Below are 24,585 nucleotides of genomic sequence, written 5' to 3'. Positions count from 1 at the left end.
GCTGGGGCCCCGCCCGCATGACGTACTTTTTTTGCTTTTTTCAAAAGCATTTTTCTAGAACAGCGTCTTCACGCCAAAGCCAAGCACACCGTCCAGGTAATCGCACCCATTGCGGAGCGCATAGTAAATGCTAAAGCTCCAAGACTTACGGTACTGCGTAAACCCGATGCCATAATCGTGTTCGCGCGCCCACCCGTGGAACGGCTTCATCCGCCTGTAAAGCCCCGGCTGGTAGAATAGCTCAATCGACAAATCGTAGCCATCCTGCCATAAGAACGCGGCCTGCGAAAAACCGTACGCGCGCGTCCGCATAAAGCCATACATCATTCCCTTGAACGAATTGATGCCGCCCAGGCTAAACAAGTCCTCGCGTGCAAACGAGCCTCCCGACGGAAGCAACGCGCCCGCCGCTGCCGAGTAGCGCACAATAAAGTTCTTCCACAGCGGCAAATAATGCACAAACGAAGACTCCAGGCGCAAATAGCTATCGAGCGAATCCGGGCGGTCCATCATCCACGCAAGCGACAAATCAAACGACGTTCCGCTTCGAGGCAAAATGCTACGGTCAAACGACACGTACGAAAGTTCAAACGAAGAACTCTTCTCGTCATTGCCAATGCCCACAAATACCGCAACATCAAAGCTAAAGCCGATATTCCGTGACACGCCAATTTCCAAACGGGAATCACGCGACAGCGAATCATCTTCAAAGAACCCGCGCACAAGCACATCCCAGGCGGTCCCAAAAATAAAGCGTTCGCGGTACGAGCCTTCTAGCCTGCGAGAATCGCTCTGCGAATAGCCTTCCATCTGCAAATCGCGCCCCGTCCCCAAGATGTTGTACAAGTCGAGATTGACTTTACCTTCCCAGACATTCTCATCGCTAGAATACGTGAGGAAACCTTCGGCCGCAGAAATCGGGACCGCCCGCATAGAATACGCTGGAATAATGCGATTGCGCACCGGATCGCGGAACAGGCGCACATCGGCGGTCTTTTCGTAATAGCCCAATCGGGCAAGCCTGCGTTCCGAGCGCTCCAGGTCCGAAAGCGAAACTTCCACACCGATTTCAAGTCCCGTCAGCATTCTAAAGACTTCGATATCCGTCGCATTAGAATCGAGATTTTCGGGTTCTGCCCACACCCAAGCGCTACCACGCACAAACTCGCAATGCGCAACACCCGCACTATCTACACGCACATCCAGTGACGCACCAACAAAGCCTCGGTCCTCGTAATAGCGCAACAGCTTTTGCCTTGCCGCACGCCAAGAATCACAAGACGCCCCGACAATCACGTTCATCGAAAGTTCATCAAACTCGCTATGGTCACCAACCCATTCCACGCGTTCAATACGACACTCGGACGCACGGCTCAAAACCGCCCCAAACAAGAGCACCGCCACTACGCACAAAATATTTCGCCACCACAACTTCATACTAGAAATACGCCTTTGCCTCGGTGGCAAGTTTTTGGAACACGTTTTCTTCGGCATTGCCAAAGCGCAAAATATAACGGAGCGAAAGCGACAAGAAGTTATTCACCTCCACCGATGCCATCGCCTCAAGTCTATATGTGACGCCATCGCCAAAACCGGACATCATCTGGTACGGAATCGCCCCCTCATGTGTATCCATCTGGATTGAGGCAAACGAGACATGAGCATCGACCATACCCTCTTTTTCAAAACCGACACGCAATTCTTCTTCCCAAAGATGCGCACCAAAGGATTCATCCGTATCGTCTTCGCCCGAGCCTTCCCTATAGCGCACTCGCGGCGAGAGGCTTAAGCCTGCAGGCAATTTCCAGGTGTACCGCCCCGTAATTTCCCAAATATTCCAGTCCAGTTTTTGCAATGCACTCAAGTGAACTTTTTCAAAAGTATTTTCAACACCGACAAAGTGATTTTCATTTATATTGAGCCCCGCCTTGACACGATGATCAAACATATCCTGGAAATACCCGATAGAAGACATCTTCTTCTCGTAACTTGCACTCGGATTGTACGATGCCGAAATTCCCGACGGATGGTCCCAAGCAAGGTTTGCATCCCAAGAAACTGTCCCCGCCGTCACGCGACGCAAGGCCGCCGGATAAACCGGAGGGAAATAAATCTTCTTGCCCGTTGTATCTTCGGCTTCGGAGTGGTACGATGCACTCAGCGTTATATCGCGCAACAGCCCCTGCGAAATTCCAAGCGAAACGCCCGGATTCCATTCCAAAGAGGCTTCAAACGTTGCATTTGACGAAAGTACGGCTCCCACGGAATCGTTACGGCCCATGCCTTCATAGACAAAGTCACCGTTATCAACGCCCTCGATAAAAGCACCCGTGAGGCTATCGTAGCGCACATCGCCCGTGCCCTTTGCGACCGCCTTGTAAATGGCCGTATAAGTCTGTTCCGAAGTCATCCCGAAGCTATAAGCCACAGAGCCTTGCACGCCCCAGTCATCATCGCCAAAATTCGTTGACAAGTCGCCCACCCAGGAATCCACAGCCCCAAGCGAATCCGTCACAGCATGCGTATACTGCAACAAATGCGAAAGGGTAAACTTGCGGAAGTTCGCCTCAGCCGACTGCGTCCAAGTCACGAGATTCACGGAATCGCGCCAGCCCTCGTGACGAGTTTGTCCATCCGCGCGGTCCGTCAAATCGTGCTTACGTACAGTAAGTGTCCCGACCGATTCCTTCACATTCCACAAGTCTTCATTCAAAGTCGCACCAACAATAGTCTTTGCATAACCGCGTTCTGACTTATGCCCCAGAGAATCACGCACAGAATAGCGCACATCGCCACTGCCAAACGGCCTCAAGAATCCGCGCAAAAATTCCGACGAGAACGTACCCTGGTAACGCTTCTGGTCCACCTCCTGCGTGCTCGAGACATACGAAGCAGTAAATTCACTAGCCGCATCAAGACCGCGATGCACAAGCATAAGTTGCGAGCGCGAAGAATTCCAGCGTTCATCATCGCCACGGCGGTACCCCCATTTTGCAGTACCAAACCAGTCCTTTCCTAAGCGGATACGGAGCGCAAGCTCGTCATGGCGCAAGTCGCCTTTCAAAAGCGCACTGTCCAAATCCCATTCATTGCGGAGCGCATACGCATCCCAGTCCCGCTCGCGACCGCTAAATTCAGATATTGCAAAGCCTTCCTGGACGTAATTGCCATAGACCGAAAGCGCCACCGGGAACGCGTTCATGTTCTGCGTCGAGTCTGTAGTCACAAGCCATCTGAACGCACGCCCACTCGGGCCACCGACATCTTTAGAAACTGTATTCGAATCCATGCGATTGAGCCCGAGTTCGACATCGGCGTAAAACCGATGTTCCGCCTGTAGGCGGAGGCGTGCTCCCAAGCGTTCCGACATTTTCGGGCGGTGCAGCACATTCATCGAAGAATCAAGCAATTCGCCACCGCGGTCATTTTTTAATCGCTCGTAATCGGCGCTGTCGAGCGTGCTTTTGCGCATGCGGTCCACATCATTTTCCAAGTGGAATCCCGACACGTCAAAGAATACATTCTCTAGCCGCAGGCTCCCGCGAAAGGCGTACATCGTATAGATATCTTCACTCAAGTACGCATCATACTCCACCGAGACCACATCATCCGTCCCTGGAATAATCCCGTTCTTGAAGTTCAAAAGACCGCCGGCGTAATTCACCTCGTAATCGCGTTCGCGGACAAGTTCAACACCGTTCAGCCAGACACGTTCAGAATTTGGAACAACGGAGACAAAGCTCCCCGATTCATCCAAGTAATAGCCCTCGCGCTGCCCCTGCACACCGTTAAACGAGCGTGAATAACGAGTCACCTCGTCCGTGCCCCACGCACCACTCACCTCGGACCCGCGATAACGCAAAGTCGCCATCGCACCAAGCGTCGAACGGCTAAACGACGTGAGCCCCATAGAATTGTCCGTCCACGTCAAATCGCCCAAATGGAGCATCGCATACGGAGACTCCACGCGGAAATAAATCTGGTCCACTTCCTGAAGCGTTGCCGTCGTCTGGTCCCCCGCCTTGCGGTCCACATCCGACAAAAGAGCATCAATATAAACGCTATCCGTGAGGCGCCCCTGAATCGAAAGTCGCAGTTCCTGATCGACCTGCGTCCCCCCATCGCCCACCGTCACTTGCATTGTTTTATAACCGTGCGTCTCGATTTCGGCACGCGACGAATCATCCGCCTGCGGCGCATTCATTGTCGCAACAAGATTCGTTGCGCCCGGCGTATTTTCCAAAGCATTTTTTGCAAGAATTGAAGGATCCCAAACGGGGAGCGAGTCCACATCCAACGCAAAGGCTAAGCTGACTAACAGCAGGCCCAGACAAGGAATAGACCGCATACAGAATTACCGGGAAGGAGTCACCACGCGGAACTGCCTGCTCGCAAGCAACTTGCGGCCCGCCACCAAGTCAACACTCCATTCGCCAAGTTCGACCAAGTCCGAAGCAAGCATCGAGCTGCAAACATCACCCGTAAGGTTACAGGGTTCTACAAAAATCGTATCAATCCCCAAGAACCAGATATGGAAAAGCGTGTCTTCCTGATAACGTGCAGAATTTGTAATAGACGAAAAAACGTAAAGTCTCGTATTCTCTTCGAATACGCTATCGGAACCAAAAGGTTCCCCATTCACAATGTGGCGGCAAACGACACTGTTCGCCGGAGAAAGTTCAATGTCGGAATTATCGGTAAAGCTGACTTCATCATCGATGAAGAACAAGACCATGCGGTGGACAAAGAAACCCAAAAAGAAGACCATCGCCAAGATAGTCGTCTTTCGCAAATTTCTCAGTGGCGGAAACCGGCCTGCCACAAGCACCTCCTAGCGGACAAGACTGCTCGTATTCTGCGTAAACGCAGGAACGGCGTCCTCCAGCTTTTCGACCAGCAAGCGGTTAAAGTCATCAATGCGGTTCGGGAGCCTACCCCCGTTAAAGACCTGCACAAGCAAAAGGGACTGGTCTACAGGAGAAATATAGACGGAACGGTTCTCGCCCGTAAAAGAGACAGACTGGAACTTTTCGCCACCCAGCATCACACCAATCTGGCGCGAGGAATCAAATGCAGCAATACTCAAAACAGCAAGAGGCGTTGCATCGAGATCGGAACCGAGGGAACCGACTTCGGCAATGATGTTTCCATCACGATGGCAAAGAACAACATATTCGCACTTGACACTCGCCTGATAAGCAGACATCAAGCGACGCACCTTGTTAGCATCATCAGAATAAATTGTATAATCGCTCATATTACACCACAAACAATTACAGAACTACTTGTCCTTCGGCTTGTACGGACGCAAGACGATTTCATCGTCATCCGTCTGAGCCGGTTTATCGACCGTTCGTCCAAACGTCGGCATTCTAGGCACGGCAGTCGATACACGCGGACGTGCGAACGGCGACGACATGGCGCCCTTCTGGAACAAGCCAGAACCGGCACCGCCAGAGTTACCCGCATTCACCTGCGGCTTTGCCGCGAACGAAGGCATGCGGAAAGGAGACGTCGGCTGCTGTGGAGTTGCAGCCTCGGCCTGCGGCTTGCCCGCCTCGGCATTTTCAGCAGGTGCTTCGCTTGCAGCCGGAGCTGCGGCCCCCGCATTCACGGCGGCCTTGCGCAAGAATCCCTGCTTCACGTTAAACTTTTCAATCACCAGCATGGCGATTGTCTTAAGCGTCGTCACGACGCCCTTACCGTTATGTGCAGTCGCCGGGAAGAACTGAATCTTCTTGTCTGGATTGAGCATTTCGTTCATCTCGTCCAGAGTAAAGACGTTTTCCATGTCGCGCTTGTTGTACTGCAACACAAACGGAATATCGTCCAGGTTCATGCCATAGTCCTGCAAGTTCTGGCGCAAGTTCTGGAGGCTTTCCAGATTTTCGGCCTGACGGGAGCGCTGGGAGTCTGCTACAAAGACAATCCCATCGACACCACGGAGCACAAGCTTGCGGGTGCTGTTATAATAAACCTGACCAGGAACGGTATAAAGCTGGAAACGGGTCTTAAATCCCTTAATGTCACCCAAGTTCAAAGGCAAAAAGTCAAAGAACAAGGTACGATCACCTTCGGTAGCGAGCGAAACCATGTCCGTGCGCTTGTCTTGAGGCATTTTCTGATGGATAACCTGAAGATTCGTGGTTTTACCACTTAAACCAGGACCATAATAAACGACCTTACAACTAATTTCTCTTGTAGCAAAATTAATAGACGACATTATAATTCCTTGAAACCCAGTACTTAATCTAGTAAAAAAGTTCTTTAAACCAAAAAGAATTTTTCGATTTTTGCCCTTTTTTAATCAAAATCACAATTTTTTCGTCTACTAGCAGAAGAAATCTCCCCCAAGAACCCACCTGCCGTAACCACACAAAAAGTTCAAAATAACAAAACAGACCGATACACTTTTGCGTATCGGTTCATTTTGCTTAAAATCTTTAAAAGACTCTAATTAAGCGAGGCCGTTGATGACCTTAGCAACCTTGGCCTTGTAGTTGGCAGCACGGTTGGCGCAGAAACCAGCGCGGTGAGAAACGGCAGCCTTGTCGAGCATGCTGAAGAGCTTCGGCATTTCTTCGAGGGCAGCAGCTTTCGTAGCAGCGGTGCGGATAACCTTGAGGCTAGCACGGATAGCGCTACGGGTGGAACGGTTCATTGCGTTGGCCTTTTCGGCCTGGAGCAAACGCTTTTTGCAAGACTTGTGTTGAGGCACCTTAAAATCTCCGGGTGAAAACCTACTTAAAAAATGTTAGCACAAAGATAGTAAAAGTTTGGAAGTTGTCAAGGGGCGGGAAAATGCTAAATTGCACACCATGATTCCGTTTATCAATGTACGTGCACAGCGCGAAGCCTATTTATCCGAATTTAAGCAAGCCGAACAAGAAGTTCTCGACAGCGGCTGCTTTATCGGAGGTCCGGCGGTCAAGGCATTGGAATCGGAACTTGCGGAATTCACAGGTGCAAAGCATGCCATCACCTGCGGTAGCGGTACGGACGCCTTGACGATTGCACTACTCGCCCTCGGGCTTAAACCGGGAGACGAAGTCATCGTCCCAGACTTTACCTTTATCGCCCCCGCCGAATGCGTGATGCGCCTCGGAGGCATCCCGAAATTTGCAGATATCGACGCAGAAACGCTCCAGGTCAGCGCAGAAAGCATTGCAAATCTCATCACGCCAAAGACAAAAGGCATTATCGCCATAAACCTCTTTGGGCAGTGCGCCCCGTATGAGAAAATCCGGAAATGCGCCCGCGCAAACAACCTTTGGCTGATCGAAGATTCCGCTCAGGCGTTCGGGGCCACGCAAGACGGAGTCCCCGCTTGCACGTTCGGCGACATTTCCATCACGAGCTTTTATCCCGCCAAGCCACTCGGCTGCTACGGCGACGGCGGAGCGCTCTTCACTGCAAACGATGAACTCGCGAAAAAAATCCGTCTCATCGCAAACCACGGCAGCCAGACGCGATACATTCACGAAATCTGCGGCATGAACAGCAGGCTAGATGCCCTCCAGGCAGCAGTCCTGCGCGTGAAGCTCCGCCATTTCAAGGACGAGTTGAAAAAACGCAGCGAGAACGCAAGCAAGTATAACGAGTTTTTTGGCGCCGTTCAAGGAATCACCCCGCAAAAAATCGCAACCGGCAATACAAGCACGTACGCACAATACACTGTATTGGCTGAAGACCGCAAATCCTTTATCGAAAAACTAGACGCCGCGGAAATTCCGTACTGCATCCACTACCCGCAGCCTTTGCACACGCAACCATGCTTTAAGGGACTCAATCAAGGGCTCGGAAACAGCAACGCCATTGAAGCCTGCCAAAAAGTCGTAAGCCTCCCCATGTGCGCCTTCACGGACGTGGACGAGATTGTAGAAAAGCTCCAACTCAGTTTGACGAATTCAAAACAAACTTCTCGATAACTTCGGTGATCCCGGAGTGGTTGTTGTCGTGCTCGGTCACGTAATTGGCGACAGCCTTTGCCGCCGGTGACGCATTCGCCATAGCCACCCCAACGCCAGCCGCTTCGATCATCGGGCAATCATTTTCTTCATCGCCCACGGCAATCGTATTTTCAATCGGCTCGTGATAGAAGTCTGCCATGTAGCGCACGGCAGCACCTTTGTTCGAAAGCATGTGCGAGAATTCAAGCATTTCGGGCTTGCTAAATACATCGAACAGTTTGCCCGCCGTAACAGTCCGCATCTCGGCGCGGAAATCCACGAGACTCGAATGCTCAAACGGTGTAATCACGTTTACCTTAATCGGCGGCTTGACCACGACATTGATGGGGCCATCATTGCAATTAACCCCACCATAATAATTGCGGATATCATCTACAACAACATAATCCATTTTCATCAAGCGGCAATACGTTTTGAGCTGTTCCGTCTCGTATTCCGAGACCACCAAATCGCCCGCATAAGTGTGTGCGTGCATTCCACGTTTGTGGGCTTCGTCCATGATGAACTTCACCTGATCCACAGCGATGCGGCGTGTTAAAATCGGCTGTTCGGTTCCGCAGTCGTAGATGAGCCCGCCATTAAAGCTGACCAGAAAATATCCCGGCTTCAAGAAGCCGTACTTTTCGGCAATGTGCTTTACGCTTGTGAGCGGGCGCCCTGTCGTCATCACGAACTTGTGACCAGCCCCGATCATCGCCTGGATTGAAGCCATATCCGCCTGGCTAATATTCTTCTCGTCGTCGAGGAGCGTGCCGTCTAAATCAGTAAATAAAAGTTTCATCAAGCCAAATATAGAAAGTCCGTCTAGCCAATCCGAAATATTTATTTACATTTTTCAAAAAAGAAGGAAAGCCTTATGCAAATCGATGATTTACTGAAAGAAGCAAAAAGCGTTGCCATTTTTGGGCACGTACGCCCCGATGGAGACTGCGTGGGTTCTACGCTCGGTCTTTACAACTACATCTGCGACAACTACCCGACTACGAAAGTCCGCATTTTCTTGGAACGCTTCCCGGAAAACTACAAGATTCTCTCCAATTCCAACGAAATTAATGAATTTTACAACGATGAATTCGGCTCGTTCGATTTGGCATTCCTTTTGGATTCATCCACATTCGATCGCGTCGGCGCAAACGGCGAAAGTTGCATCAAGGCCGCTAAAAAGACTTGCAACATCGACCACCACATCAGCAATCCGCTGAATCTCTGCGACGTCAATTACGTGGATGCAAAGGCAAGTTCCGCTTGTGAAGTCCTTTACTTTTTAATGGACCCAAGCAAAGTCAGCAAGGCCACCGCAGAATGTTTGTACCTCGGCATCGTGCATGACACAGGCGCCTTCAAGTTCAGCAGCACCGGGCATAAGACGATGACTGTCATCGGCGACCTGCTTGAAAAAGGCATTGACTTCACACGCATTATCAACGAGACGTACTACACGAGAACGTACACCCAGACGCTCGTAACAGGCTATGTGATGATGAGCAGCAAACTCGCTCTCGACGGAAAGGTCGTCTACAGCTACCTCACGCCCGAGGACATGGACCGCTATTCCGTAACTCCGGTTGAACTCAGTAGCGTCATCGACACCTTGCGCGAAGTCACCGGCACCGAAGTCGCCATATTCCTGTACCCGGTCAACGGCGAATACAAGATTAGCCTGCGCAGCAATTACGTTGTCGATGTCAACAAAGTTGCAGGAGTATTTGGCGGAGGCGGCCACGTCCGTGCTGCTGGCGCAAGTTCCAAGGACTCGCCCGAAGAGACGATTGCAAAGCTATTGAAGGTTATTCAGGAACAACTTTAGACAAAAAACAGCGCGACAGCCAAGAAGACGAACACCGCACCGCTGAACCAGTTCAGATTGCGGTTCGCCTTCGGCGACGTCAAAAGGAACTTCTTGACAGTCCCTGCTAAAAGCGCAATGCACCCAAATACAATCATTGTCGCTAAAATAAATTCACCGCCGAAAATAGCCATCTGCAAGCTCGGGTGAATCGGACGATCCAAGCGCACCGCCGGCGGAATCAGCGAAAGCACAAAAAGAATCACCTTCGGATTCGTGAGATTCATGATAATGCCACGCATGTAAAGGCTACGCGCACTTGTCATTCCCGGCTCCGACCGGGAATCTCCACTCATCTGAACAACGCCGGCCTTCACACCGAAACTCTTGTACGCGAGATAGAGCAGATATGCCGCGCCGAGGCACTGGATGACAAAAAACGCCGTCGGGCTAGCCGCAATCAACGCCGAAACGCCCGCCACAAGCAGACAGGTATGAATAGCAATTCCTGTGCAAAGTCCAAGGATAATGCAAAAACCGAGACGCGCCCCGTAAGTAGCGCTCTGGGCAAGCACAAAAAGGTTATCTGGTCCAGGAGCGATCCCAATGACAAGCGCGGCAATGAAAAATTCAAGCATTACAGTTTACTCAAGAAAGCGTCCACGTCGAGGTCTGCAAGGTCTTTTTGCAATGCGTCAAGTTCATCATCCGTAATTGCAGTGTGATTTTGCTCACGTTCGTCGGCACGTGCATTCGAGACATCGACAAGCTTTTTGAGTGCATTGGCGACCTCGCCCACCGTGCCATCCTGACGCATCACGACGTTCAAGACCTTCGAAAGTTTTTCACGCAATTTCGAGAACTCTTCGCGGTCTAGCTCAGATATTTCCCCATGATAGCACATCAAGGGGGTCTGGCACCTAGCACACGGAAACACCATCATATTAGAGAAGTCTCCGTCTATCTGGACCTTAAATTTCGTTCCGCAATGCGGGCATTCGATATCCATTTCACTCATATACCATAATGTAGAATTTTTTACAATTCCTAGCCAAATACAGCAACAATATTTTATCTTTACGGAGTCCATCTCGATTTGTGCTCTCACTATATTTTTCCCTATTACCTAAAACCTATTACCTAAAACCTAAACTATGCTTTGCCACTGGCTATATCAAACAACAAACATTGACCTTTTTGACGGTCGTCTGTTCCGTGCGGGTGTTGCCGCCATGCTTTCCATCATCCTGGTGCTCTTCTTCATGCCGAAGTACATACGCTTCTTGCAGAGATTGGACGCCACGAGCGATTTCGACAAGGACGGAAAGACAAAATCTCCTCCGATTATGGGCGGCCTCCTCCTCGTGATTGTCGTTGAAATTGTTTCACTGCTCGTTTGCCAGATGAACGGCTACACCATCTCGACTCTCGTGATTTTGGCACTGTTCAGCGCCGTGGGCGCCACCGACGATATGGCCAAGGTCCGCGCCAAACGCCTCGTGAACCAAGGCAAGCTCAAAGCCGCCGAATACATGGACAAGGCGGACGGCATTTCCAGCTCTCTTAGACTTTTCCTCTACTTCTTGTTTAGCTTTGTCGTTGCCGTTTTCTGCTACAAGTTCATTCCCGAACTCAAGGGCGATTTGACCATTCCGTTCTGCCCGATTGACGTTTTCCAAATCCATCTTCCCAACTGGATTTTCGTTGCCTTCATGACGTTTGTCATCGCCGCATCCGCTAACGGAACGAACTTCACGGACGGTCTCGACAGTCTTGTTTCTGTACCAATCCTCACCAGCATGGTGTTCGTTGGACTCGTCGCTTACGTGAGCGGAAACTTCATCTTTAGCCAGTACTTGAGCGTGCCGTACCTCCCCGGCTGCGACGAACTCTTCCCGCTCGCCACCGCCATCGCAGGCGCACTGCTCGCATACCTGTGGTTCAACAGCCCTCCGGCTGAAATCTACATGGGTGACGCCGGCTCCGTCGGCTTCGGTGCAGCCATCGGCATCATGTTCATCTTGGTTCAGGCAGGGCTTTTCCTCCCCATCGTTTGCATCATTATCATCGCCGAAGCTTGCTCCGTGTTGATGCAAATTACATGGTTCAAGATTACCAAGAGAACGACCGGCACCGGCAAGCGCATTTTCCTTTGCGCCCCGCTCCACCACCACTACCAAAAGAAATGGGATGGCCGCTTCCCGAGCAAGCCGCTCATGAACTCCAAGATTGTGTGGCGCATGCACCTCGTGAGCATCTTCGCCCTCATCTTTAGCATGGTTGTGTTCTTTGGTATTAGATAGTATGCGGCTTCGCCGCAGTTACTAGTTATCAGTTAATAGTTACTAGGAAAGCCCCAACCGCAAATACAAAACTTGTCATGCCCGCCACCGAGCGGGCATCTCCTTTTTATTATATTACATCGCATGAATATTATCGAAACTTTGAACGCCGCAGGTCAGCAAGAACTGGCCCAACATTTGGAATCCTTGACGGGTGATGCCCGCGCAAATTTGGAACGCGATATTTTGAGCCAGGACTGGCAAGAGCTCAAGGCTTTGCATGCCGAAAAGTCCGCAGCCAGCTTGAGCGATAACGTTTCTGCCGACCTTACTCCGATGCCGTGGAAACTCGCGACCGACGATCTCCGTTACGACTTCTGGAAAGAAACGGGTGAAATTCTCCTCGGTCAAGGCAAAGTTGCCGCATTCCTCGTAGCAGGCGGTCAAGGTTCTCGTCTCGGTTTCGATGGTCCGAAGGGCATGTTCGATATCGGTCTCCCAAGCCACAAAAGTTTGTTCCAGCTGCAGGCCGAACGTTTGCGCAACTTGGGTGCCCGCGTGGGTCACGCCATCCCGTGGTGCATCATGACGAGCCCCTTGAACCACGAAGCGACCGTCAACTTTTTCACTGAAAACAATTTCTTTGGCCTGAACCGCGAAGACATTCGATTCTTCCAGCAGGGAACGATTTGCGCCCTCACCGCTGACGGCAAGGCTGTCCGCGATGGTGAAGACCATTTGGCTCTTGTGCCCGATGGAAACGGCGGTTGTTTCCGCGCTCTCGCCCAGAGCGGAACGCTCGCTTGGCTTGTGGAACGCGGCGTGCAATACGTGTTCCTCTACAGCGTCGATAACGCCCTCTGCCGCATTTGCGACCCGGCATTCATTGGTGCCCTCGCCGAAAAAGGCACGATTCTCAGCGCATCGAAGGTTGTGCACAAGGCCGGCCCAAACGAAAAAGTCGGCATTTTCGCATTCCAGAACAAGAAGCCGGGCGTTGTCGAATACAGCGACCTTCCGGAAAACTTCCGCGACATGACGAATGCAGATGGCAGCCTCACGTTCGACGGCGGCAACATTGCTATTCACTTGTTTAAAATCAGCGGACTTCGCAAGTTGCAGACAAGCAAGCTTCCGTGGCACACCGCACGCAAAACCGTTTGCGGCATCGAAAAGTGCTTCAAGTTTGAACAGTTCCTCTTTGACGCCTTCCCGCAGCTCGGTTCCATGCTCCCGTTCGGCGTCGTGCGCGAAGAAGAATTCAGCCCGGTCAAGAATGCCGAAGGCAACGATTCTCCGAAGACAGCTCGCATCATGATTGGCAAGCTTCACCGCGAATGGCTCCGCAAGGCGCACGTCAAGATTGACGAGAAGAAGTTGTACGAAATTTCGCCGACGATTAGCTACGCTGGCGAAGGTCTCAAGCAGAGCATCTTTGACCGCGAACTCGGAAGAAACATCCTGGAATTTGAAGAGGATTAACCAGGCGTCAGCCTGTCATTCCCGCGAAAGCGGGAATCTCCATTTCAGCAAAAGGAGATGCCCGACTAAATCGGGCATGACATTAGTGAGAAAAACTTTATATAAAATTTTTCTACATACCTTATTATGTTTGCCGAACATATTCTATTCGGCATTTTTTACAGTCGTTTTCCCAATTTACAAAGCTTTGCACAAGAAGCGCGCCTACGGGCGCGTTGAAAAGCACTTGGCAGCCGCAAAGGAATACGTTATACGGAAAAGCGACGGCACTAACAAGATACCGCGCAATATGAAAAGCCCGAACATAAGCACGATTGCAAAGATAAATGCGCGCGACACATTCAAAGGCATCTTCTGGAATGCACTCGAATCCTACCGCGGACTCGCCCGTTTCAAAAGCGTTGAAAAACGAATCGTGTACGAAAACGAACACATCATTCGCGATGCCATCGCAGATTGCGCCAAACAAAACGCCCCCATCGCTGGCATCAGCATCCACCAGGGCGCATTCGAACTTTTGCACCGCGCTCTTTGCCGCTACAGCGAACACGTACACCTCATTACAGATTCCGTCGGCGACATCGCATTCCGCGAAGTCCTCAAAGACCTCCGCAGTGATCCGCACCTGACCGAATACCATCCCGACGAAACAGGACGCCTAATCCGCGAACTATTCCGCACTAAAGGCATTTTAGCGATGGTCATCGACCAAGGCAAGCATACCAAAGGGAACACGGTCTCGCTATTCGGTCGTCCAAGCACGCTTTACTTGCGTCTCCCGAAAAAAATAAACGAGATGGGAGCAGGAATCGTTACATTCCGCACGTGGAGCGAAAAGAAGCGCATCGTCATCCGCTTCGAAAAATATTACCCGCCAAAGTACGATATACAACATGGTCGCGAGACGTCCGCCAGATTATACGATCAAAGCTTAAAAAATGCCGCGCCATCAGAAAGCCCGCTCGTCACGGGAATCGCACGCGAAGTTGAAACGTGGATTGCCGAGCACCCCGAACAGTGGAGCTGGAATTACCACGGGAATTTCACAACCGCACTCTAAAGCAATCACACCCCAATTCACGAGTTCGATTCTACGTCATCCCGAACGTAAGTGAGGGATCCAGTAAAGTTTTTGCTTTTTTATTTCGTGAATTAAATCTTTTTTATATTTAAACACAAAAAGAGATTTACAATGCCTTTAAATGCCGAAGAAGAATTTCAGTTAGAGTGGATCAAGAACCACCAAATGGAAGACAAGGACGAACTTGCCGAAATCCAGGCCGAGGCAGAAGCCGAAGCAAGACCGCAACGCGCCACACGCGGCAAGAAAATGCGCCGCAATCCCGCTGCATGGGAAATGCCGAACCCCGAAGATGAAATCGACCTTCACGGCCTCACCTCCGAAGAAGCCGCCGAAGCCGTCGAACGCCGCATCGACGACCTCCTGATTGCAGGCCTCAGCGTTCTGCGCGTGATTCACGGAGGAGGCAACCCGGAATACGGCAACGTCAAGCGCATCATCGACCGCAAAGTCCGTTCCGAATGGAAAAATCGAGTCGTTTTCTACAAGGTTGAACCCGACAACGCCGGTTCCAGCATCATGAAAATCGGCAAGCCGCGCCCGCAAGTTGCAAAAAAGAAGAAATAATGAAAAAAATTTCACTTTTTTTGCCCTTACCCCTTTAAAAGTCGATAAGAATTAACTATAATTGTGCGCGTCAACGACGAACCGTCAAGACAAAACAAAACGGAATATAGCTCAGCCTGGTAGAGCGCTTGCTTCGGGAGCAAGAGGTCGTGAGTTCGAATCTCGCTATTCCGACTAAAACAAAAAAAGACTCCTTTACGGAGTCTTTTTTGTTTTATACAGCATAGAGCAAATGAGAACTCACAAAGTGAGTTCGACTAAATTGCCCAGAGAGCGAAGCGAACTACGGGCGATTTAGAGATTACGCCGCAAGGCGTAACCCGAAGGGTAAAATACGAAACGCAAGTGAGGATTTTATCTTATCTCGCTATTCCCTTATCTCGCTATTTCATATGATTCCGGCTCGAGGCCGGAATGACGTTAAAAGAAACTCATAACACGTCAAGCCATAACCCGCAGAAGCATCCATCACTACCAGCAAGGCGAGTGAAGCGAAAACAAACTTGTTTGTTTTCATTTCCGAGCCATAAAGGGAGGCTCTTTAGAGCCATCTCGGCTCGAGATTTTTAATCTTAAAATTCTTCTTAGAACTTGATCTCGAACGAGTCGGCTTTTTTGTCGTCTTTTTAGAGGATTTGGAGTTTTTATGGGAGTTATTGTTCATTTTTGACATAAGGATTGCCTTTGACGCACCAACGTACGCCGATTTTAATTAAACTTTTTTGAGGGTAATTCCGACACCTTGTCGGAAAAACACAAGAAAGGCGGATGCAATCCGCCTTATATTTATAAGGACTCTATTCTATTTTCGTACATCTAACCGAGAAGCCGTTAGCCTTCAATTCTCGATGATTTTTAGAAACAGGATTTTCATTTAAAGCAGAGATTAAACCATGATGAGCACGGATTTCCTTATCTTCTTCATATTCTTCTGGGCGGAACCACGCAGCAAATCCATCTATTTTTTCAAATTCGCCATCTACGTTTCTCAGACCAGCACCAATTAAGGAGAATCCACTTGTATTTTTTCCTTGAAAACACTGCGAACGAAGGCCTTTTACTCCATCGCCGTATTGATCGTTATAATCTCTAATTATCTCGTAATCATTCCAAGTAAACAAGCGCCAACCATCCGGACAAATACCTTGATGTTTACGCCTTATATAATCAGAACAACTTTCTGTATTGCAACGGCTAGGCAACTGCATCATTTCGGCCCACTGGTACAAGCCACCATACTTGTCACAATTCGTGGTATCGTTATTGTAGCAATAGCGTTCAATCTTCGTATCGTCATTTTGATCATTTTCACCAAGAACCATTTCACCGATATTCAGATTTTCAGCCATAACGGTCACCTTTTCCCCAGTCTTTGAAGAAACTGCGGTATAGTAGTAGTAACTACGGCCATTACGCGGGTCGGTAAACTGTTTGTAAACTTCCTTCTCTATATTCCAGTTCCACGCCAAGCAAGTACTATGGTCATAAGGAACATACTCGCTACTGCTAGACACTTTTTTACTTGAACTCGATGCAGGAGCAACAGAAGATGACGAGACAATCTTTTGGCTAGAACTGGATTCTACTTTTTTGCTAGAAGAGGATTGCTGACTGCTACTGGATACTTCGCTGCTGCTCAGGACAACGGAAGAAGATGAAGAAACAGTCTTGACAGAAGATGAGGAAGTAATCTTTTGACTAGAACTTGACGGATTCCCTTCGCTACGCTTCGAGGATGACGATTTCACGTCATTGCGAGGAGTCGAAGACGACGAAGCAATCTTTTGACTACTAGAAGAAGATGTCTTCGTCACACTTGATGAAGACAGCTTCTTGACCGAGGAAGAAGATTCATCCTTTTGGACACTGCTGGAAGAATCTTTTTCTTCGCTATTGGGTGACGTACCGCTATCGCCGCCACAAGCGATGAGGGCTATGGACAAGAAAAGAGCTAGCAGGGATTGCTTCGCTACGCTCGCAATGACGCTATTCATTCCAAACTTTCTCATTCTGTACTCCTTTTTCAGCAGCAAGCGCAAAACAAGCACATGCCGCAGACCTCTTCCATATACCCAATAAATATTAGAAATTTATTATTAAGCACCTCAAGAGGTCCTGAGACCATAGGCCACAGAACCCGTTTGAGGTGTAAGAATTAACCCTTATTGACTTCTGGGATACCGATTTCGATTTTTCCGTACTTGGCTTCGTAAGCCTTGAGGGTTGCACCAAGCATAATGGCGAGGCGCTTAGCCGTAAACGGAGTCATCACCACACGTTCGGCGAGATCAACATCGACCTTTTCCTGGTTCATTTTCCAGGCGCGATTCACTCCCATGAGCACCATAACTTCTTCGCGGCCGGCAACAACATTGGTCGCATTCACATAAAGGCTCTTCATGCTCGAGTCGTTCCACACGACTTCAGGTTCGTTAGAAACAACTTTTTTTTCTTCGGACATTTTAATCTCCAAATTTTAATACATTACAACTCGTTTATGTAAGTCGTTTACAGTCAACAAAATACGTTATTTTAAAGCTACAAAATTCCTTCATTTTCGCGAAATTTCGTTTAAAATAAGCAATATTGCCAACTTTTCACGCTTCACACAAACGATAGAATATAGTATAAATTATCAAAAATCAAGCTTATAATTTAAATAGTGGGAAAAATCACTATTCTGCCTCTCCCCACCGTTTTTCCGGATTCGGGCAATGGTCCTCATGACCGTCTGGCCAAACCCAAACTTCATCTGCAAACGGACATGATTCGCACTTACCGCCAACAGCACAAATGTCAGCGCTATTATTAAAGAATAGACTTCCTTCATGCATCACATTCGAAACAGAAAACGCTCCCGACCGCAAATTATTACGCAACGATTCTAGCGGCGCATCATCCAACGCATACATTTCACGGAGCGCTTGCGAAGCGGAACTCAGCAACACCACTTTATTCCACTTGATTCGATCAACCCCAATTGCAGAAGCCCAAGACATAATCTCCGGCACATCCTGCAAATTTTTCTTGTGCAGTGTCACTTGCAGCGAGACCGTCGCGCATCTCGCATTCCCGCGCAACTTGTCGCGCACCCGAACCAACTTTTCAACGTTCGCTTTCCAGCCATCAAACTGTTCCGATGCCAAATAGCTTACCTTAATGTCGCTGCAAGAGCGCAACAGCAATTCCATCGCAGCATCACTTCCCCAATTTCCAGGGAACGTCCCATTCGTCGTGAGGTTCAGCGGAAGCCCAAGCGAATCGCACAATTTCAGCAGTTCATCAAAATGCGAATAGAGTAACGGTTCTCCCATCGTCGAAGGAATCACTTCTCGTAACAAACGTTTGCCCGAAACATCCCGCTCCGCAGCATACTTTTCAATCGCCGCCCGTGCAATTTCAAAATTCATTTCGCCCATGCCAAACGCGCGACGTTCCTTATTACAATAAAAAAAGCGTTCCCTACCATTATCCGGCGGGCAATCCCCGTTACCATTCTCAGCACTCCGCGCATTACAATTACGCAAAGCCCGCTGGTTCAAAAAACACAGCGGACAATGCAAGTTGCAAACGTCGGGATTTGTAAGTAAAGTAACGCGACGCATTTTCAGCGCGCCTTACTCTCTATGTTCTCTAAGGTACTTAATTGCAGCAAGTCCCGCAATAGCGCCTTCGCCAACGGCTACAGCCACCTGGAGCGTGCCACCCGTGCAGTCGCCAGCAGCAAAGAGTCCTGGAACTGTTGTCTGGAAATCCTTATCAAGCACGAGCTTTCCAGCATCGAACGCAGCGCCAGCTTTCAAAGCCAGATCCGTTGCATTCGCACTACCCATAGCCACAAACATGCCGTCAAAATTGGCTTCAAGGCCATCGTCAAACTTCACGCCTTCAAATTGCCCAGCGCCCTTGAGCCCCGTAATCTTGCGGGTTTCAATCTTCACGCTTTCAGGGAATTTCGCTGTGAGCTCAGCACCGTTCGTCAAGAGTGTTACGCTGTTGACTACAGACAAAAGTTCAGTCGCTTCGTGCAACGCATACTCGCCCGAACCAAGCACAGCCACATCCTTTTTACGATAAAAGAATGCATCGCAAACAGCGCAATAGCTCACGCCGTGGCCTTCCATCTCCGCCATTCCTGGGAGCGGGGTCTTCTTGCGGGCAGAGCCTGTTGCCATCACGCAAACCTTTCCGCGATACGTACCATTCAAGCCCGTCGCCACAAAACCAAAACCGTCAAACATGAGGTCCGTTACCTCATCGTCCACGATTTGCGCACCAAGAGCAATTGCCTGTTTCTTGCCGACTTCGGCAAGTTCAGCCCCCGTGAGCGGTTTTTCAAGACCAAAATAATTTTCAATTTTGTGGGCCTTTGCAAGCGCGCCTACATCCTTACCCACAAGCTGAACCTCAAGTCCAGCACGAAGACCATAAAGGGCAGCCGAGACACCGGCCGGTCCATGCCCCAAAATCAATATATCAGCCATAATAACCTCAACATCAATATACGATTTTATTTATTTTAAAACACATAATAATTAATGATTTTGGATACCAGGACGATGTTGCAACGCTACCCGACGCGAGATTTATTTGTTGAAGCTGGATATGGTCCCAATTTTGCGGACCAGCTTATTCAGAATGCCTATAGCAAACTTTTTGAGGGCGATCCGATCGACGAGCGCATCTACTTCGAAGCGTCCGACGACATGGCATACATCATCGACATTGGGCACGACGACATCCGTTCTGAAGGCATGAGCTACGGCATGTTCATTGCCGCGCTAACCGACCACGAAGTCACGTTCGACAAGCTCTGGAACTTTTCCAAGCGTTTTGTCCGCAACAACGATGGTCCGCACAAAGGATATTTTTCATGGCAAGTCAACACGACCGACTTTTCCATGATGGACCCAGGCGCAGCTCCTGATAGCGAAGAATACTTTGCCGCCGCCCTCCTTATCGCCGCAAAGAGATTCAACCGCGAAGACCTCCTCAACGATGCCAAAGAGCTCATCCATGATATCAAGTACAAACCGCAGAACGAACTTGTAGGCCCGATTATCGATCCGGAACGCAAGCTCATCAAGTTCTCCCCCGTTCTCGGCAACGACTTTACCGACCCAAGCTACCACACAATGGCATTCTACCGCATGTTCGCCGAAGCAACAGGCGATGAATCCTGGCTTGAAGTCGCACAGGCGAGCATTGAATTTTTGCAGAAGGCGGCCCACCCGGTCACCGGTCTTTGCGCTGACTATGCCGAATACGACGGCACACCAAAGGCCATGCCCTGGTTCCCCGAAAGCAACAACTTTAGCGGAGACGCATGGCGCGTTGCGCTCAACTTGAGCCTCGACTATGCCATCTTCCACGGACACGAAAGCGAAAAAGAGATCTGCGAACGCATCTTGCACTTCTTCCAGAACTGCACGCCGTACCTCTCCGACTACTCCGTCGACGGAGGCCCGTACCCGCACCAAGGCCGAAACGCGACGCCAGGGCTTATCGCCATGAACGCGGCCGCCACGCAAGTGCTCCCGTTCGATGACCCACGCATTACGCCGTTTGTCAGACGTCTTGCAGCGCTCTCCGTGCCCTATCGTTTTTGGCGTTACTATGACGGGATGTTGTACTTAATCGGATTACTCGCCACCGCGGGAAAAATCACACTCTAAGGAGGATCGTATGAAACTACCTGCCATCTTATTCATTGCGGCAAGCTCTATTGCTTTTACCGCCTGCGACGATGTTCGTGTTGAAAAATACCCGAATGGGAACGTCCGCTTCGAAGCCACCTACGTCAACGACAAGAAGGAAGGCATCGAAAAGGAATACTACGATGACGGTACGCTCAAGCGAGAATCCAATTACGTGAATGACCGCCGCGAAGGTGTGACCAAGGAATACTACAAGGACGGTACACTCCAGGCCGAACTCCCGTACGCGAACGGTTACATCGAAGGAACAGTTATCCGTTACCACAAGAACGGCAAGGTTGCGACAAAGGCCGAATACAAGCAAAATAAGCAAGTTGCATTCGGTGAAACTTACAACGAAGATGGCAGCCCAGCTACAAGCGGCAGCTACAAGGATCCGCGTGACGGCATCTCCTATGAATGGATTGTCATTGGCGACCAGCTCTGGACTGCAGAAAACATGAACTTCGCCACCGCCTCCGGTGCAATTTGTTCACAATGTAACCACTGGGGACGCCTTTACGATTTCCAAAACGCACAAAAAGCTTGCCTTGAAGGTTTCCACATGCCGAGCAAAGCCGAATGGCAAAAGCTCCTGAAAGTCGCCGGCAAAAAGCCGGGTGTCGCGCTCAAGGCTGGATACGGCTGGGATCCAATCAAGCCGGAATCCCCGATTTTCGGAAACGGCAAGGATGAACTCGGATTTGGCGCAAAGGCTGGCGGCGCACACTTTGCCAAGAGCGATGTCGCTATAAAGGACCGCAAGTTTGATGAAGCCGGTAAAAAGGCATACTTCTGGACAAGCGAAGGTGACGTCCTCGTATTCTTCCACGACAAGGATATCGCCAAGTTCGAAAAGTTCAATCCCGAATTCGGTGCAAGTCTCCGCTGCTTGAAAGACTAGTCGTCATTAATTTTATATAACAAAAAACTCCTCGGCATCACCGAGGAGTTTTTTCAACTTTAGCAACTAGTTACGTTGTATATTCTGCGTTGATTTTCACATAGCCGTAGCTCAAGTCGCAAGTGAATGCGCTTGCAGATGCCTGGCCGATGTTCAGCACGAGCGTTACTTTGTATTCACGCTGACGAACCACGGCATGCAGTGCAGCCGTCTGCTTTTCATCCAGCTGTACCGGACGGCCACCTTCGAGAACCTTGACTTCACCGAAGTAGAGGTCCGTGTGTTCGGCAACCATGTTGCAGCCGCTAGAACCAGCACTGCTGAGGATGCGGCCCCAGTTCGGGTCTTCACCGAACATAGCGCACTTGGCGAGGTTCGACGTACCGATGAAGCGGGCCATGCGGAGTGCTTCTTCGTGGCTTTCAGCCTTTTCAATGCGGAGTTCGATGAGCTTCGTTGCACCTTCACCGTCGCGGACAATGTCCTTGGCGAGGCTCTGCATCACGAGCGTCAAAGCTGCGCGGAATTCACCCTGTTCGCTGAGGGAGAGGTCTTCGTACTTGATGCCGCTCATGCCGTTAGCAAGCATGATGCAAGTGTCGTTCGTGCTAGTGTCACCATCAACCGTAATAGCGTTGAAGGAGTCTGCGATGTTAGCGCGAAATTCAGCAAAGAAGTCAATCGGCAAAGCAAGGTCAGTCGTGATGAAAGCGAGCATCGTTGCCATGTTCGGGTGGATCATGCCAGAACCCTTGCAGGCGCCACCGATAGTCACCACACCCTTTTCCGTCTTGATTTCCACAGCGTGGCTCTTGAGAGCAAGGTCCGTCGTGAGGATGGCGCGGCCGAATTCTTCGGAAGCATCAGCGTGGAGCTTTTCCACGAGCTTCGGGATACCGGCTTCGATCTTGTCCATCGGCATCAAGTGGCCAATCACGCCCGTGCTGCAAACAAGCACGCTCTTCGGCGTGAGCTTGAGAGCTTCTTCGGTAAGCACAGCCATGCGTTCAGCATCGGCATAGCCCTTTTCGCCCGTGCAAGCATTAGCGTTACCGCTGTTCACGATCACAGCAGATGCAAAGTGGGCATGTTCCAAAGCGGCCTTGTCGTAAAGGACCGGGGCAGCCTTCACCTTATTGGTGGTAAAAACGGCGAAGCAGCGGGCAGCCTTTTCGCTCTTGAGAAGAGCCATATCGGCATTGCCGCTGGCCTTGATTCCGGCGCAAATTCCAGATGCGGTAAAGCCCTTGGGGGAGCAAACGCCGCCTTTTTCCAACACAGTGTACATAGTATCTCCTAAAAAGAAGCTTTCTTTGCGATTCTGGGCTCGCAAAGCCCGTTAAAATTTTTACCTTATGGAGCATGGAAAAGATCATGTTTACACAAGAGGCTTACGACAAGCTCGTTAAGGACCTTGAAAATTTAAAAAATGTTGAACGTCCCCGCGTACTTCAAGAATTAGTTGATGCCCGTGCACAAGGCGATTTGAGTGAAAACGCAGAATACCATGCTGCCAAGGAGCGCCTTGCCTCTATTGACAACATCGAAATGCCGAAGCTCCAGGACCAACTCGCCCGCGCCCAGGTGATTGCTTTTGATGCGAACTCCGACACCATCAAGTTCGGCGCCACCATCACGGCCAAGAACCTGAAGACCAAGCGCGAAATCGTCTACCAGCTCGTCTCCCCCGAAGAAGCCGACGCCCTCAATGGCAAGATTAGCTTCAAGAGCCCGATTGGTGCAGCCCTTATGGGCAAGAAGCGCGGCGATACGGTCGAAGTCGTAACGCCCAAGGGCAAGAACCAGTTCGAAATCATCGATTTCAAGTAATCCATGTTCGTAACGCTCATCGGCAAAGACCAGTTCAGCAAGGACAAGCGGATTGAAAAATTCCTGTCCGAGACTCTTGGCGACCGGATTTCAGATCCGATGGCCAAGCAGGTGCTGTACGCCACAGACACAAACATCGCTTCCATCTCCGATGTCATCATCGAAGCATGCGATTCCGTGTCGATGTTCTCGCCTGAACAGGTCATCGTCGTACGCAAGGCAGAAGCCCTCAAGACCGACGACATGAAAGCACTCGCCAAGTGGCTCCCCCATGCAGCAAGTGGCAAGTTGCTCTTCGATTTTGAAACGCTTCTCGCCTCCAGCGAGCTCTACAAGGCCCTCGCAAAGGTTGGCAAGGTCGAAAAGTTCGACGTTCCGAAGCAATACGAAATGGCAGACTGGATTTCTGCAGTCATCCCGACACACTTTAACAAAGCGATTGAGCCTGCGGCATCGCAGTACCTCGCCGAAGCGCTCGGCAACGACACCAAGCTCGTGAGCGAAGAAGTCGAGAAAATCATCCTCTACGCTCCGGACTGCAAAAAGATTACGCTCGACCTCGTGAAAACGATGGTCGTCTCCCAGCGCGATATCCCGACCTACGAGATTGAAGGATTCTTTGGCATGCAGAATGCCAAGGCATACGTCCAGAAGCTAAACGAACTCTTGAACAGCGGCGTCGACGCCATCCGCATTTCGAACACGCTGTACAACTACGCGCTCTCGCTTTTGAACTACGGCTCGCTTACCGCAAAGGGCGTCTCGCCCGAAGAAGCCGCTAAAAAAATCGGCAAGAACTACTACATGTTCGTCAAAAAAGGGCAAGCCGCCGAATGCTGCCGCCGTTGGCGTAAGCCGCTCCTCGTGCGCGTACTTCGCCGTCTCGCCGACCTCAATTACGAAATCAAGAGTGGCAAGTGTCCGACCCGCATGAGCCAGGAACTCGCCCTCGCCGCCCTCGTCGTGCGTTAATTAGAACATAGAACG

The 24,585-nt window shown here is 50.3% G+C and carries 23 protein-coding genes, 1 tRNA gene and 1 pseudogene; 11 read left to right on the top strand and 14 right to left on the bottom strand.

All coding sequences use genetic code 11. The features are described from left to right. Positions 1 to 54 precede the first annotated feature (54 nt). From B7982_RS05110 to rpsT, 6 genes and pseudogenes are all read right to left on the bottom strand, one after another. Positions 55 to 1,437, bottom strand: coding sequence for a BamA/TamA family outer membrane protein (locus B7982_RS05110; RefSeq protein ID WP_088659818.1), 1,383 nt, complete (start codon positions 1,435 to 1,437; stop codon positions 55 to 57). Between the two features lies 1 nt (position 1,438). Continuing rightward, complete coding sequence (locus B7982_RS05105) at positions 1,439 to 4,348, bottom strand: hypothetical protein (protein ID WP_088659817.1); 2,910 nt, start codon at positions 4,346 to 4,348, stop codon at positions 1,439 to 1,441. Positions 4,349 to 4,354: 6 nt separating this feature from the next. Continuing rightward, positions 4,355 to 4,822, bottom strand: coding sequence for a hypothetical protein (locus tag B7982_RS05100; RefSeq protein ID WP_088659816.1), 468 nt, complete (start codon positions 4,820 to 4,822; stop codon positions 4,355 to 4,357). Between the two features lie 9 nt (positions 4,823 to 4,831). After that, positions 4,832 to 5,257 (bottom strand): roadblock/LC7 domain-containing protein, encoded by a 426-nt coding sequence (locus B7982_RS05095; RefSeq protein WP_088659815.1) that lies wholly within the window; start codon positions 5,255 to 5,257, stop codon positions 4,832 to 4,834. A gap of 399 nt (positions 5,258 to 5,656) precedes the next feature. Further along, positions 5,657 to 6,223: pseudogene (locus B7982_RS15215) on the bottom strand (ATP/GTP-binding protein); the annotation flags it as partial. A 234-nt stretch (positions 6,224 to 6,457) separates the two neighbouring features. Further along, positions 6,458 to 6,718, bottom strand: a complete 261-nt coding sequence (gene rpsT / locus B7982_RS05085; RefSeq protein WP_012820070.1) for a 30S ribosomal protein S20 — start codon at positions 6,716 to 6,718, stop codon at positions 6,458 to 6,460. Positions 6,719 to 6,818: 100 nt separating this feature from the next. On the opposite strand from rpsT, the gene B7982_RS05080 reads away from it, so the two are divergent. Next, entirely contained in the window at positions 6,819 to 7,928 is a 1,110-nt protein-coding gene (locus tag B7982_RS05080) for a DegT/DnrJ/EryC1/StrS aminotransferase family protein (RefSeq protein ID WP_088659813.1), read from the top strand. Here B7982_RS05080 and B7982_RS05075 read toward each other — a convergent pair. Next, the gene (locus B7982_RS05075; protein WP_088659812.1) at positions 7,894 to 8,751 is read right to left on the bottom strand and encodes a Cof-type HAD-IIB family hydrolase; all 858 of its coding nucleotides are present in this window, start codon (positions 8,749 to 8,751) and stop codon (positions 7,894 to 7,896) included. The genes B7982_RS05080 and B7982_RS05075 overlap by 35 nt on opposite strands. Before the next feature lie 75 nt (positions 8,752 to 8,826). Between B7982_RS05075 and B7982_RS05070 the strand changes: the two genes are divergently transcribed. Beyond that, positions 8,827 to 9,777: a bifunctional oligoribonuclease/PAP phosphatase NrnA gene (locus tag B7982_RS05070; RefSeq protein WP_088659811.1), complete on the top strand. Its 951-nt coding sequence runs from the start codon at positions 8,827 to 8,829 to the stop codon at positions 9,775 to 9,777. On the opposite strand, the gene B7982_RS05065 is transcribed toward B7982_RS05070, so the two are convergent. Both B7982_RS05065 and B7982_RS05060 read right to left on the bottom strand, forming a co-directional pair. Beyond that, positions 9,774 to 10,394 carry a LysE family translocator gene (locus B7982_RS05065; protein ID WP_088659810.1) on the bottom strand — a complete coding sequence of 207 codons (621 nt, stop codon included), beginning with the start codon at positions 10,392 to 10,394 and terminating at the stop codon, positions 9,774 to 9,776. The two genes, B7982_RS05070 and B7982_RS05065, sit on opposite strands and share 4 nt — an antisense overlap. Further along, positions 10,394 to 10,774: a hypothetical protein gene (locus B7982_RS05060; RefSeq protein ID WP_088630224.1), complete on the bottom strand. Its 381-nt coding sequence runs from the start codon at positions 10,772 to 10,774 to the stop codon at positions 10,394 to 10,396. The genes B7982_RS05065 and B7982_RS05060 overlap by 1 nt, the downstream gene beginning before the upstream one ends. A 136-nt stretch (positions 10,775 to 10,910) precedes the next feature. On the opposite strand from B7982_RS05060, the gene mraY reads away from it, so the two are divergent. The 5 genes from mraY (at position 10,911) to B7982_RS05035 (ending at position 15,342) form a co-directional block, all read left to right on the top strand. Continuing rightward, positions 10,911 to 12,059: a phospho-N-acetylmuramoyl-pentapeptide-transferase gene (gene mraY / locus B7982_RS05055; protein WP_012820076.1), complete on the top strand. Its 1,149-nt coding sequence runs from the start codon at positions 10,911 to 10,913 to the stop codon at positions 12,057 to 12,059. Positions 12,060 to 12,182: 123 nt separating this feature from the next. Then, positions 12,183 to 13,520, top strand: a complete 1,338-nt coding sequence (locus B7982_RS05050; protein WP_088659809.1) for a UTP--glucose-1-phosphate uridylyltransferase — start codon at positions 12,183 to 12,185, stop codon at positions 13,518 to 13,520. A 187-nt stretch (positions 13,521 to 13,707) separates the two neighbouring features. Further along, positions 13,708 to 14,580, top strand: coding sequence for a lauroyl acyltransferase (locus B7982_RS05045; protein ID WP_233138378.1), 873 nt, complete (start codon positions 13,708 to 13,710; stop codon positions 14,578 to 14,580). Between the two features lie 132 nt (positions 14,581 to 14,712). After that, positions 14,713 to 15,168, top strand: a complete 456-nt coding sequence (locus tag B7982_RS05040) for a Smr/MutS family protein (RefSeq protein WP_088659807.1) — start codon at positions 14,713 to 14,715, stop codon at positions 15,166 to 15,168. A gap of 100 nt (positions 15,169 to 15,268) precedes the next feature. Further along, a tRNA-Pro gene (locus tag B7982_RS05035) sits at positions 15,269 to 15,342 on the top strand. A 623-nt stretch (positions 15,343 to 15,965) separates the two neighbouring features. On the opposite strand, the gene B7982_RS14865 is transcribed toward B7982_RS05035, so the two are convergent. The 4 genes from B7982_RS14865 to B7982_RS05015 all read right to left on the bottom strand — a co-directional run bounded on the left by B7982_RS14865 (position 15,966) and on the right by B7982_RS05015 (position 19,652). Continuing rightward, the gene (locus tag B7982_RS14865; RefSeq protein WP_088659806.1) at positions 15,966 to 17,177 is read right to left on the bottom strand and encodes an FISUMP domain-containing protein; all 1,212 of its coding nucleotides are present in this window, start codon (positions 17,175 to 17,177) and stop codon (positions 15,966 to 15,968) included. A 146-nt stretch (positions 17,178 to 17,323) separates the two neighbouring features. Continuing rightward, positions 17,324 to 17,629, bottom strand: a complete 306-nt coding sequence (locus B7982_RS05025; protein ID WP_088659805.1) for a DUF3467 domain-containing protein — start codon at positions 17,627 to 17,629, stop codon at positions 17,324 to 17,326. A 214-nt stretch (positions 17,630 to 17,843) separates the two neighbouring features. After that, positions 17,844 to 18,578, bottom strand: a complete 735-nt coding sequence (locus B7982_RS05020; protein WP_144065915.1) for a hypothetical protein — start codon at positions 18,576 to 18,578, stop codon at positions 17,844 to 17,846. 207 nt (positions 18,579 to 18,785) lie between these two features. Beyond that, on the bottom strand, positions 18,786 to 19,652 hold the full coding sequence (locus B7982_RS05015; protein WP_088630229.1) for an NAD(P)/FAD-dependent oxidoreductase: 867 nt from the start codon (positions 19,650 to 19,652) through the stop codon (positions 18,786 to 18,788). Between the two features lie 54 nt (positions 19,653 to 19,706). Here B7982_RS05015 and B7982_RS05010 point away from each other — a divergent pair, with 54 nt between their 5' ends. Beyond that, positions 19,707 to 20,843 (top strand): glycosyl hydrolase family 8, encoded by a 1,137-nt coding sequence (locus tag B7982_RS05010; protein WP_233138377.1) that lies wholly within the window; start codon positions 19,707 to 19,709, stop codon positions 20,841 to 20,843. Between the two features lie 10 nt (positions 20,844 to 20,853). Continuing rightward, entirely contained in the window at positions 20,854 to 21,768 is a 915-nt protein-coding gene (locus B7982_RS05005) for an FISUMP domain-containing protein (protein WP_088659803.1), read from the top strand. 70 nt (positions 21,769 to 21,838) lie between these two features. Here B7982_RS05005 and argJ read toward each other — a convergent pair whose 3' ends face one another. Continuing rightward, positions 21,839 to 23,056 (bottom strand): bifunctional glutamate N-acetyltransferase/amino-acid acetyltransferase ArgJ, encoded by a 1,218-nt coding sequence (argJ, locus tag B7982_RS05000; protein ID WP_088639422.1) that lies wholly within the window; start codon positions 23,054 to 23,056, stop codon positions 21,839 to 21,841. Positions 23,057 to 23,130: 74 nt separating this feature from the next. On the opposite strand from argJ, the gene greA reads away from it, so the two are divergent. Then, positions 23,131 to 23,598 carry a transcription elongation factor GreA gene (gene greA / locus B7982_RS04995; protein ID WP_014545276.1) on the top strand — a complete coding sequence of 156 codons (468 nt, stop codon included), beginning with the start codon at positions 23,131 to 23,133 and terminating at the stop codon, positions 23,596 to 23,598. Between the two features lie 3 nt (positions 23,599 to 23,601). Next, positions 23,602 to 24,570 (top strand): DNA polymerase III subunit delta, encoded by a 969-nt coding sequence (gene holA / locus B7982_RS04990; protein WP_088659802.1) that lies wholly within the window; start codon positions 23,602 to 23,604, stop codon positions 24,568 to 24,570. The last annotated feature ends 15 nt before the right edge of the window (positions 24,571 to 24,585 follow it).

It is taken from the genome of Fibrobacter sp. UWB2 (assembly GCF_002210425.1).
Taxonomy (GTDB): Bacteria; Fibrobacterota; Fibrobacteria; order Fibrobacterales; family Fibrobacteraceae; genus Fibrobacter; species Fibrobacter elongatus.
Note: the sequence above shows the minus strand (reverse complement) of the source record. Positions and strands in the feature narration are given on the sequence as shown.